Below are 350 nucleotides of genomic sequence, written 5' to 3' on the forward strand. Positions count from 1 at the left end.
TATGAAAATATCTTTCCAATGAAAGGTATTTTCTTCCCAGGATAAAAGTCCTGCCGTTTCCGGAATCATAACAGGTCATCAGATTATGAAGTCCAAGATCAATAGATAAATAATGTCCATTCTGAGAATGCTGTTCCGGCTCTTCAATCTCATAAATGACAATAAGGTCGCACTTTCCGTTTTTTGGTGGATAGATCCGCAGCTGTTTTATACGATCCATGTTCCTGAAAATCTTATTTTCAAGATATAAAAATTTTTCATGGATTCCATAGGTTTCTTCCATATAGCTTTTCAGATCCTTTGGCAGAGACAGACGCAGCTGGTCTGAGCCTTTCTCATGCCGGATCCCC

1 pseudogene is annotated in these 350 nt (G+C 38.9%); it reads right to left on the reverse strand.

What is annotated here, in order from left to right:
• Positions 1-350 (reverse strand): annotated as a pseudogene (locus tag LI112_RS18745) (RNA-guided endonuclease TnpB family protein); the annotation flags it as partial.

The sequence above is a fragment of the Blautia sp. 210820-DFI.6.14 genome, from assembly GCF_020558815.1.
Lineage (GTDB): Bacteria > Bacillota > Clostridia > Lachnospirales > Lachnospiraceae > Blautia_A > Blautia_A obeum.